The 10,902-nt window shown below is 60.1% G+C and carries 8 protein-coding genes; 2 read left to right on the forward strand and 6 right to left on the reverse strand.

Annotation, left to right across the window (positions count from 1 at the left end; genetic code table 11):
- Positions 1 to 656, reverse strand: a 656-nt coding sequence (locus tag VGY55_01055; protein ID HEV2968542.1) for a hypothetical protein, incomplete at its 3' end; no start/stop codon positions are given.
- Between the two features lie 266 nt (positions 657 to 922).
- On the opposite strand from VGY55_01055, the gene VGY55_01060 reads away from it, so the two are divergent.
- Complete coding sequence (locus tag VGY55_01060) at positions 923 to 1,051, forward strand: hypothetical protein (protein HEV2968543.1); 129 nt, start codon at positions 923 to 925, stop codon at positions 1,049 to 1,051.
- Positions 1,052 to 1,126: 75 nt separating this feature from the next.
- Here VGY55_01060 and VGY55_01065 read toward each other — a convergent pair whose 3' ends face one another.
- The 3 genes from VGY55_01065 to VGY55_01075 form a co-directional block, all read right to left on the reverse strand.
- On the reverse strand, positions 1,127 to 2,287 hold the full coding sequence (locus tag VGY55_01065) for an SBBP repeat-containing protein (protein HEV2968544.1): 1,161 nt from the start codon (positions 2,285 to 2,287) through the stop codon (positions 1,127 to 1,129).
- A 416-nt stretch (positions 2,288 to 2,703) separates the two neighbouring features.
- Positions 2,704 to 2,934, reverse strand: a complete 231-nt coding sequence (locus tag VGY55_01070) for a hypothetical protein (protein HEV2968545.1) — start codon at positions 2,932 to 2,934, stop codon at positions 2,704 to 2,706.
- Positions 2,935 to 2,974: 40 nt separating this feature from the next.
- Entirely contained in the window at positions 2,975 to 6,418 is a 3,444-nt protein-coding gene (locus VGY55_01075) for a pyruvate carboxylase (protein ID HEV2968546.1), read from the reverse strand.
- A gap of 105 nt (positions 6,419 to 6,523) precedes the next feature.
- Here VGY55_01075 and VGY55_01080 point away from each other — a divergent pair, with 105 nt between their 5' ends.
- Positions 6,524 to 8,683 (forward strand): fused MFS/spermidine synthase, encoded by a 2,160-nt coding sequence (locus VGY55_01080; GenBank protein HEV2968547.1) that lies wholly within the window; start codon positions 6,524 to 6,526, stop codon positions 8,681 to 8,683.
- Positions 8,684 to 8,740: 57 nt separating this feature from the next.
- On the opposite strand, the gene VGY55_01085 is transcribed toward VGY55_01080, so the two are convergent.
- Positions 8,741 to 9,607, reverse strand: coding sequence for a DNA-binding domain-containing protein (locus VGY55_01085; protein ID HEV2968548.1), 867 nt, complete (start codon positions 9,605 to 9,607; stop codon positions 8,741 to 8,743).
- Between the two features lie 97 nt (positions 9,608 to 9,704).
- Positions 9,705 to 10,649 carry a DUF692 domain-containing protein gene (locus VGY55_01090; protein HEV2968549.1) on the reverse strand — a complete coding sequence of 315 codons (945 nt, stop codon included), beginning with the start codon at positions 10,647 to 10,649 and terminating at the stop codon, positions 9,705 to 9,707.
- Positions 10,650 to 10,902 lie beyond the last annotated feature (253 nt).

Raw genomic sequence — 10,902 nt, forward strand, 5'->3', positions numbered from 1 at the left:
GCCAGCGGAAAACCAGGGATGAGGGCGCCGTTGCTAAGGCTCAGGGCAAACACCTCAAAGATCGCTTTGCCGTGATTCGTGTCTCCCGACGGCAGCAAATAATCGGTGACCGACGCCACGACATAAATCCGATTGGCTTTAGCATCAATGACGGGCGTGCCGAGAACTCCGATACTGTTGCCGTCGATGCCGGCCGAGGGAACGCCGAGAAAGGTCTTCCAGAGAATGGTTCCCGCGGCAACGCCCGAGGGGCCGTTGGTGTCGAAGGCCTTGATGGCGTAGACCGTGCCGCCGCCGGTCGCCGCGAAGACGACGCCGAGCGTCTTTCCCGAGCCGGCTACCACACCGTCGCCGGTGTGATTCGTGCCATTGCCTCCAGTGGTGATGGACACTCCGTCCATATACAGCGGCGAGGCATACAGATGCCCGTCGAGCACCGGCGACTGCCAGACCTGGCCGAAATTCGCCGAAACGTTCGTAGGCGTGAGCACGGTTTCGTTCTGATCGAAGCCGGTGCGCATGGCATCGCCGTGGAACGTCAGCGTGTTGGGCGTTCCGGCGGGAGTCATCGACAATAAGCAGCGATCTTCGAGCGCTTCGATCGCGGTCGCGCGATGGCGGCGCAAAATGCTCCGCGAATGCGGGTGCATTGCCATCGTTAGAAGACCGTCGTGAGCGGACGGCCGAAACGTGTGCGTCGAGGAATGGGACCCCGCCTAGGCCCTCTGGCGGGGTGCCGCTCATTATGCGCGCCGGCAATTGAATTGCAACATAATTCGGCGACTGTTTCCCACTGGCCGCGAGCCGGAAAGGAGATTGGCTTGATCGTGGTTGCGCGCAGTCTTTGACCGGTTGCCCCGCTGCTCGGCGGAGTCGCTGATTCCATTGCACGGACGCGCTTCCGAGCCCGAAAAGTCTTCACATGGACAAGCTCAACCATCACACCGATTACCGCCAAGTCTACGCCGACATCCTCGACCAATGGCTCGGCGAATCGAGCAAGCAAGTTCTGGGGAGCGAATTCAAACCGATCGAAATCTTTCGCGGCTAACAACCCGGCGCTACGATTCGGGACACGAAAGGCGGAACGGAGCCGGCCCCGAGGATCGCGGTCCCCACTGTCGAATCACGTTTTGACGTGTCGCCGAAACGCGATCCAAAGTAATCCCGCGCAACCCCATCCGAGCAAGGCAATTGCGGACGGCTCGGGCACAACAGCAACGACAACGTCCGTCAAATAACTATTGAAGCCGTTGCGATCGGATGAATAGTTCAATAAGTAGAGGTTGCCCTTGTTGTACGCGAGGTCGGACAAACCAGATGAGGGAATTGGCGTCTGCGCGACTTGCGTGCCCGTCGTGCTGTACTTAAGTATCTCGTTAAAGGAACCCGGGACATACTCTCCACCGTTCGGATCTAGCCTGACAGGCATCGGCCCCGAGAATTGGTTGAAGCGACTAATCCATTGTTGATTATCGGTAGCATCGTATTTGATTAAGTAGCCGGGCATGTTGCTGACCGGCTCGCCCAACAAGGGTCCTCCCTCGCCGGCAATGTAAATGTTGCTCTTGGAGTCAATGGCGACGCCATTGGTCAGGGTGCTATCTGTCGTTGAACCGAACTGCGGATTCCAGAGGAGGTTTCCCCCCGGATCATATTTTGCGGCAAAGCCATTGCTCGCTGTGAAATTGTTGAAGTAATCCTGACCAATCATGATCACGTCCCCACTGCTATCAACGGCGACCGCGCTTGGATAGCTCGTAGTCGTAACCGACGTTTGGGGCGTTCGAGTCCAGAGGACGTTGCCCGACGAATCAAGTTTGCTCAAGAATGCGTTGTCAGGATTGCCTACGACGCCGGCGACGAAGATATTCTTGGAAGGGTCGATGGCGATCCCGTACACCAGGTCGCCGGGCGTGCCGCCGCTCCATTGGAGGTTCCCAGCGGAGTTGTATTTCAGGATCGAACTCCCGCTGGATACGTATACTCCGCCGGTTGGGTCGATAGTGATTGAATCGAAGCGGCCATTGGGAATCTGAGTTCCCCAAACGAAGTGTCCGGATGGGCCATATTTTCCAAGAAAACCCTTGACCGCTCCAGCGCTTCCGCCGAAAACGCTGCCGTCGGTATAGCCGCAAACGTAGCTGTTGCCCGAGGCATCGACCGCTTCCTGCGAATAGTAAAGGTTCGCCGACGTGACGACAGACGTGTTCCACGCCGTGAAAGGAATCGTCGCTGCCGCCGCGGTGACCGCGGCCGAAAGAACCAGCGATAGGGCGATCCACATTGCGCAAGACGAGATAAATCGACAAACGATCCGGCAACCGCTACGCAAAGACCGCGCCGAAATGCCCCGATTTCTACCGAGGTGGGAGTTCCGTTTCATTAGCGACTCTTAGTGCAATTAGATTGGTTGCGACAACCGTTCGGAAGATCTACGCCGCCTTCAATTCGAGAGCATGGTCCCGGATTATTCGCCGAATTGGGACGGACTTCGAGATTAAGGCACGCGCCCAAAAATTGGAGTCTTGATTCGACCCCGTGCTACGCGGACGACGACAGGCCCAAAATAGTCGGCGGCGGCGGCGATTGCAAGCGTTCGGCGACACGGGAGAAAGAGCGGTCGGACACCGGCCATGACAGTCCGCATGTCCTCGGAGGCGAGTTCAAGCGGGTCGAAATCTTTCGGACCAGATCGCCCCACTACTTCGGCAATTCCTTCGAGCCGACGATGGTCATGTTGAGGCCGATTTGGACAGTGACTGGCTTGTCGCCGATCTTGATGATCGTCTTGCCGTTGAGATACCAGCCGAGCGAGCCGGTCGAGAACTCCTTGACGTCGGCGAGCATCGTCGAACCGCCAATGTTGATCTCGACCGGCCTGGCATGGTCGTGAAACTCCGCGCGATTAACGGGACAGGACGTCTTCGCCATCTGAGTGCTCCTTTCGGTGTGAGAATCCTTCGTACTTTTGTTATTCCATACTCACGACCAACTCACCGGCCTCGACCGGCGTGCCGGCCTTGACGAGCACGTCGGCCACTCGGCCGTCTTGTTCGGCATAGAGGGTCGTTTCCATCTTCATCGCTTCGAGGGTGAGCAGCTTTTGGCCGCGTTTGACTGAGTCGCCGATCTTGACCGCGACGTTGACGACGAGTCCCGGCATCGGGGCGGCGATTTGCCGCGGATCGCTCGGCTCGGCCTTCGGGCGGCGGATCACTTCGGTCTCGAGCGATTTATCGGACACATTCACCGAGCGCGGCTGACCGTTCAACTCGAAGAACACGGTCCGCCGGCCGTCGGGATGCGGCTCGCCAACCGTGAGCAGCTTGACGATCAGCGTTTTGCCCGGCTCGATATCGACGGCCAGCTCTTCCCCCGGCTGTTGGCCGTAGAGGAAGAACGGGGTGGGCAGCACGCTCGTGTCGGAAAAAGTCTGCTGATGGGAGACGAAATCCTGGAAGACTCGCGGATAGAGCAGATAGGTGACCATATCTTGATCGCTCGGCTCGCCGCCGATGATCTTCTTCAACTTTTCGGCGGTAGCGGCGAAATCGGCGGGCGGGAGCGATTCGCCCGGCCGCCCTTCGACCGCCTTCTGATCGCGGAGCACGCGCTTGCGCACCTCGGGCGGAAAGCCCCCCGGCGGCTGCCCCATCCGCCCGGCCAATAGATCGACGACCGATTCGGGAAACGCTAACTCGCGGCTCGGATCGAGAATCGCGTCCGTATTGAGATTGTTCGTGACGAGAAACAGGGCCAGATCACCGACCGATTTCGAGGTCGGCGTGACTTTCACGATGTCGCCGAGCACTTGGTTCACGGCCGCGTACGTCTGGCAAATCTCCGGCCAGCGCGAAATCAGCCCGAGCGCTCGGGCTTGTTCCTGCAAGTTCGTGAACTGGCCCCCTGGCATCTCGTGAAGATAGATGTCGGCATCGGGTGCTTTCATGTCGCTTTCAAACGGCGTGTAATACTCGCGAACCGCCTGCCAATAGTAAGCAAGCTGGCGCAGCGCTGCGTCATTCACGCCGGTCGCCCGCGGAGTCGATCGCAGCGCCTCGTTGAGCGCGTTGAGATTCGGTTGCGAAGTGAGGCCTGAGACGGGGGCGATGGCGGCGTCCGTAATATCGAGCCCGACTTCCGCTCCTTTCAACACGCTGGCCCCGGAGATGCCGCTGGTGTCGTGTGTGTGGTAGTGGATCGGGATGCCGATCTCCTGCTTCAGCGTCTTGACGAGCTTCTCGGCGGCGTAGGGCTTGCACAGCCCGGCCATATCTTTGATGGCCAGGATGTGGGCGCCCATCTTTTCGAGCTGTTTGGCCAGCTCGACGTAATACTTCAGATCGTATTTAGGTCGGCTGGGATCGAGAATATCGCCGGTGTAACAGATGGCCGCCTCGCATAGAGCGCCGGTCTCGAGCACGGCGTCCATCGCGACGCGCATGTTCGGCACCCAATTCAGAGAATCGAAGATGCGGAACAGGTCGATTCCCGCGTTCGCGGATTCGACGACGAAGGACTGCACGACGTTATCGGGATAGTTCGTGTAGCCGACGGCGTTCGAGGCCCGCAGCAGCATCTGGAACAGGATGTTCGGAATCCGCTCGCGCAATTGGCTGAGCCGTTGCCACGGGCATTCCTTGAGGAACCGCATCGCCGTGTCGAATGTCGCCCCGCCCCACATCTCGATCGAAAACATCTTCGGCACGAGCCGAGCATAAGCCGCGGCGATCGCCAACATGTCGAAACTGCGCATCCGCGTCGCGAGCAACGATTGATGGGCGTCGCGGAAGGTCGTGTCGGTCAAGAGCAACGGCCGTTGATCGAGAATCCATTGCGAGAACTTCTCGGCGCCGAGTTCCAAGAGCTTGTTGCGCGAACCGGCGATAGGCTGTTCGAGCGGATCATGGTGCGGCACCGGCGCCGGCGTGCGGCGAGTGCTCCGCGGGCGATCCTTGACGAGCGCGTTGCCGTTGACAACCACTTCGGCCAGATACTGGAGCAGCTTCGTGGCCCGATCCTTCCGGATCACCATCTGGAACAACTCGGGCGTTTCGTCGATGAACTTCGTCGTGCATTCGCCCGCCAGAAAGCTCGAATGCGTGACAAGGTTGATCAGAAACGGGATGTTCGTCTTCACGCCCCGAACGCGAAACTCCTGCAAGCAGCGCTCCATCCGCCGCGAAGCATCGACGAGCCGAGTGCCACGGGCCGTGACCTTCACGAGCAGCGAATCGTAGTACGGCGTCACGACCGCGCCGGAGAACGCGGTGCCCGCGTCCAGCCGAATCCCCATGCCGGCGGCTGAGCGATAGGCGGCGATCCGGCCGTAATCCGGCACGAAGCGGTTCTCAGGATCCTCGGTCGTCACTCTGCATTGAAAGGCGAAGCCGTTCGTGCGGATTTCGTCCTGTCGCGCCAATCCGATCTCGGGCGAGCTGAGCGGATAACCGTGAGCAACGAGAATCTGGCTGCGGACCACGTCGATTCCGGTCACTTCTTCCGTGACCGTGTGCTCGACTTGAATCCGCGGATTGACTTCGATGAAGTAATGCTGGCCGTTATCGACATCGAGCAGGAATTCGACAGTGCCGGCGTTCTCATAGCGCACGGTCCGCCCGATCGCCAGGGCCGATTCGCAGAGCTGGCGGCGCAGCGCAGGATCGAGATTCGGGGCAGGGGCGATCTCGACCACTTTCTGATGCCGCCGCTGCAACGAGCAATCGCGCTCCCAGAGATGGACGAGGTTTCCATGCTCGTCGCCGAGCAGTTGCACCTCAAGATGTCGTGCGCGCGAGATGTACTTCTCAACGAACACCTCGGAGCTGCCAAACGCCGAGAGCGACTCGCGCTGGGCCTGCTCGAGACTCGGCGCGAGTTGGCTTTCCTCGAGCACGACGCGCATGCCCCGGCCGCCGCCGCCGTGGGCCGCCTTGAGCATGACGGGAAAGCCGAGCTGCGCGGCCAGCGCCTGGGCGTCGGCGAGGCTTGTCACGGCGTGCGGGCTGCCGGGAAGAATCGGCACCCCGGCCCGCTCGGCGATCTCGCGGGCCGATGTTTTATTGCCAAGCTGCTCGAGCAATTCGACTCGCGGCCCGACGAAAATTAGCCCTGCTTCGTCGCAAGCTCGCCGCAGGGCTGGATTCTCCGAGAGAAAGCCGTAACCGGGATGAATGGCGTCGATGCCGTGGGCCACCGCGATGGCAATGATGCCCTTGATATCGAGATACGCCCGGATCGGCTCCCCCTCCTTGCCGACCTGATAGGCCTCGTCGGCCTTGAAACGGTGCAGGGCGTAGCGGTCTTCGTGGGAATAGAGGGCGACCGTGCGAATGCCCAACTCGTGGGCGGAGCGGAACACGCGAATCGCAATTTCGCTGCGATTGGCGACGAGCAACTTCCGGATGGTCTTCATGGAGTGGCCAGCAAGCGCTCCGTCCCGTTTCCCGCCTCATCACGAGCGTCCCAAATATGTTACACTTGGCGGGAAAACACGCCAGGGGTAAATGAGTTCGGAAGCATGGAACAGGCGGCGGCAAAACGGTGGCTGATGGTTGCCTACGCGGCGACGGTCTTTCTCGGCGCGCTGTTGTTGTTTCAGGTGCAGCCGATCATTAGCCGCTATATTCTGCCCTGGTTCGGCGGCACGCCGGCGGTTTGGACGACGGCCATGCTGTTCTTCCAAACGCTGCTGTTCGCCGGATACGCCTATGCCCACCTGAGCGTTCATTATTTCAAGCCGCTGTGGCAGACCGCGGTGCACCTGGTATTGCTCGTGGCTGCGGTGGTTTCGCTGCCGTTCGTGCCCAGCGCGCGTTGGAAGCCGATCGATGGTTCGCAACCGGCGGGGCGAATCCTGCTTTTGCTAACGGCCAGCGTCGGCTTGCCATATTTCGTTCTCGCCACGACGGGACCGCTGGTGCAGGCCTGGTTCAGCCGGACCAATCCCGACCGCTCGCCATATCGGCTCTATTCGCTGTCGAACGTCGGCTCGCTCCTGGCGCTGTTGACATATCCGTTTCTGATCGAGCCGCTGTTGCCATTGGGCTCGCAAGCGGCGATCTGGCAATGGGCGTTTTGGATCTTTGCCGCGTTGTGCGGCTTCGGCGCGATTCGCATGATCGCGGCAGGCGAGCCGCCCAAGACGGCGCAGCAGGGGAACGGCAAGAAGCGATCGCCAATCGAGCTGCGCGGCAACGCCTCGGCGGTTCCAAACGACGATCAGCCGCCGGGGTGGACGCGTCGTTGGCTGTGGCTCGTGCTGCCGGCCTTCGCCTCGATGGCTTTCCTAGCGACGACAAACCATGCCTGCCAAGACGTGGCCACAGTTCCGTTCTTGTACATCGTGCCGTTGAGCCTATATCTGCTGTCGTTCATCATCTGCTTCGACCACGAGCGCTGGTATTGGCCGAGGCTTGTAGCCGCGGTCACGCTGCTTCTCTATCTTGCGGCGGGAGTATACGCGCTGATGGTCCACGACGCGTTGTCGGCGAACGTCAAGAAGGTCGATGTTGGCCTGAGTTTTGGCGGTCTATTCTGCTTATGCATGCTTTGCCACGGCGAACTCGTCCGGCTCAGGCCGCATCCGCGCTTTTTGACGGCGTTCTATTTGATGATCTCCGCCGGAGGAGCGCTCGGTGGGCTGTTCGTCAGTCTCGTGGCACCTCTGGTGTTCTCCGACTACGCCGAATGGTATATCGGACTGTTCGGAGGCTTGTTGCTGGCCGTGGCCATTCTTTTGGGAACGGACGAGCGAGGTTGGTTGCGGCGCTATCCGCGAGTCTTTGTTCCGGCAATGATCGTTCTGGCTGCGGCTGTGCTGATCGGGGCAAAGCTTGGATTAAAGAACAACGCCAAGATCGTTGCCGCGCGGCGGAATTTCTACGGCGTGCTCAGCGTAAGGAAAAAAGACGACGAAGGTGACACTATACTAATCTTGCTCAATGGGCGGATCACGCACGGAATTCAGTTCGTCGATGATGAGCGCAATAAGATTCCCACCACCTATTACGGTCGGGTAAGCGGCGTCGGCCGCGCAATCGATTTCTTCGCGTCGCAGTCGGTCCCGAGCCTCCGCGTTGGGGCGATTGGCCTAGGGACGGGCACTCTTGCAGCCTACGCCCGACCGAACGATCAATTTGTCTTCTACGAGATCAATCCCGAAGTGCCCAAGATTTCTCGTCAGTATTTTACCTACCTGAAAGACGCCGAGCAGCGCATGGGACAGGGCCGCGGCAGCCTCGAGATTTCAATGGGCGATGCGCGATTGTCGCTCGAACGGGAACTGAACGATCGAACGGAGGGACGACGCTTCCACGTGATCGCCGTCGATGCCTTTAGCGGCGATGCAATTCCGACGCACCTGCTCACTCGACAGGCCGGAGACGTTTATAAGCGGCATCTCGATCCCGAGGGAGTGCTCGCGATCCACATCTCGAATCGATATCTCAATCTGGCACCCGTGGTTCGCGGATTGGCAGAGCATCTCAAGATGAACGTGATCGCGATCGACTCCGACGGCAATAACGACGATATGGTGTATTCGGCCAACTGGATGTTGCTAACGAACAACGAAAAGCTGCTCTTGAGCCTCGCGCCGTTCGCGAAAAAGGAGGACTCTCGGCCGCCGGCGCTGCTTTGGACCGACGATTACAGTGATTTGGTCCATATTTTGAAGTGAGCCGAATAGAAGTGAGCCGCAGCGCGAGTGCCATGCGCGAGCATCAAATCTGCGATATCAGATCTCAACGACGACGCGTTGAAAAAAGTCACTCGCCGCCCAATCGCGGAACCAGTCACCCAATTCGACGACGAATTGCTCGAGGTCGCTGCCCGGCGCTTCGGCTGCCCGCTCGATCGCCGATCCGACCGATTCGCCCGCCGCGAGCGCGCAGAGCAATTCGAATTGCCGTTGGCTGAGGTCATGCCGGCGAACGATGAACTCGCGGCGCGTCACCGCGACCCAGCTCGGGGCCGGGCCGGGCAATTCGGGATTTTCCTCGCGACGCATCGCCGTGTAATAGGCATTTAACGGAAATCGGAGCGCCAGCAGCTTCAGGCATGGCACCACTTCCAGCCGCGCGGCCGGCCAACGCTCGGCGTCGATCGCCTGAAGCTGTTCGCTCGTAAGCAGCGTTTGCCCTTCGACCCCCGGACCGTCGAACACCTGGCTGAAAGTCCATTCCAGCGTCGCCAGATCGATCAAGAACTCTGGCCAATCGGCCGGCAAATCGCCATTCGCTTCCTCCGGACGGGTCTCGGCCAAATAACGGGCGAAGTTCTCCGCCAGTTTGCAGAGCGTGTAGCTCTGCGAGGGATACTTCTGCAAGTAGTCGAACGCGAACCCGTCGAACACCTCCTCCCCGAGCGTCCGCTTCAGCACGGGAAACTCTTCGCCCAGGCATTCCAAGAGCCGCGCGTAATAGGCATTTGCATAAATCGAGAGCCGTTCGACGCTCGTCTGGGCCTCCGACCGCGCGATTACTTGTTCCACGTCCGCCGGATCGACGTTCAGATGCACTCGGGCCGAGTCTGATGCCAACCCCGCATCGACCCCGTCGGGATGCATGATCACCGCCTGCATCCAGCGCTGCACGGCAGACATCGGCGCGAGAGGCGAGGGGCCAGGGGCGAGGGGATGAGGAGGCGACTTCCGTTGGCTACCCGCTCCGTGTTCATCCGCGTTCATCTGTGGCCAATTCCTATTCCACTTCGGTAACAACGTACGTCAACGGATGCGGCGCCGTGGCGAATCCGTCGACTGCCACCAGCGGCGCGGTTCTCGCGGCCGAAGTTGAAGCGCTGCTCGCCGGCGGAAGCTGCGCGTCCATATACTGTCGCGCCTTGAGCACCTCGGCATGGACGACGGGGAACGGCGGAATCTTGGCGTCCCATTCCAAGAGGGTCGAGACGCCGCCCGTATGCTTGTGCGCCAGCCGATACAACTCCCAGACGGGGTCGATCACATGGTCGTCGTGCGTGTCGATCCGGTATTTGCCGCAATCGGTGTGGCCGGCAAGATGGATTTGCACGATCCGCTCGTGCGGCACGTTGTCGACGAATTCCACCGGATCAAAATCGTGATTGATGCTCGAAACGTAAACGTTGTTCACGTCGAGCAACAGGCCGCAATCCGCCTCGGCCGCCATGCGGGTGAGAAACTCCCATTCGCTCATCGTCGAACCGGCGAAGGTGACGTAGCTGCTCGGGTTTTCAAGAACCAGCGGCCGCTCGAGAAAATCCTGAACTGTGCGGACCCGCTCGACGACGTGCGCGAGCGTCTGCTCGTTGAGCGGAATGGGCAGCAAATCGTGCGCGTTCAGCCCGAGCACGCCGGTCCAGCAAAGATGATCCGAGACCCACAGCGGCTTGACGGCCGCGGCCAACCGCTTGAGCTTGGTCAGGTATTCGATATTTAGCGGATCGGTGCTGCCGATCGATAGCGACACACCATGCATCACCACGGGATAGCGCTCGGCGATTTGTTCGAGCACATACCGCGGCCGGCCACCTGAATCCATGAAATTTTCCGAGATGATCTCGAACCAGTCGACTTCCGGATGGTTAGCCAAAATGTAGGGAAAATGCACCGACCGCAGGCCGACGCCCAGACCGAGATTCGGATTGCCAAGACGAGGAGTGGGCATCGGAGTGTTGCGATTGGCGGTTGACGGACACAGCCGTAGTGGAATTCGCAAGAATTCCGATCGCTGAGACAACGCACGGCAACTGAATTCTGGCGAATTCAGCTACGAATGCAGCGATGCTTGCGACCAGCGGCGAGCGCAAAAAACCCCGGCCGTGCGGCAACGAGACCGCAGGCCGGGGGCGAACGATCCATTAACCCTTCTTCGGCGCCGGGCCGAACTTCTGCCCCGATGCCGTCATCAACTGCTCGAA

The organism is Pirellulales bacterium, from assembly GCA_035939775.1.
GTDB lineage: Bacteria > Planctomycetota > Planctomycetia > Pirellulales > DATAWG01 > DASZFO01.

Excerpts from the sequence above, each read along its gene's own strand:
- VGY55_01060 (HEV2968543.1), top strand. The coding sequence starts at position 923 with ATGGACAAGCTCAACCATCACACCGATTACCGCCAAGTCTACGCCGAC.
- VGY55_01065 (HEV2968544.1), bottom strand. The coding sequence starts at position 2,287 with ATGTGGATCGCCCTATCGCTGGTTCTTTCGGCCGCGGTCACCGCGGCG.
- VGY55_01070 (HEV2968545.1), bottom strand. The coding sequence starts at position 2,934 with ATGGCGAAGACGTCCTGTCCCGTTAATCGCGCGGAGTTTCACGACCAT.
- VGY55_01075 (HEV2968546.1), bottom strand. The coding sequence starts at position 6,418 with ATGAAGACCATCCGGAAGTTGCTCGTCGCCAATCGCAGCGAAATTGCG.
- VGY55_01080 (HEV2968547.1), top strand. The coding sequence starts at position 6,524 with ATGGAACAGGCGGCGGCAAAACGGTGGCTGATGGTTGCCTACGCGGCG.
- VGY55_01085 (HEV2968548.1), bottom strand. The coding sequence starts at position 9,607 with ATGTCTGCCGTGCAGCGCTGGATGCAGGCGGTGATCATGCATCCCGAC.
- VGY55_01090 (HEV2968549.1), bottom strand. The coding sequence starts at position 10,649 with ATGCCCACTCCTCGTCTTGGCAATCCGAATCTCGGTCTGGGCGTCGGC.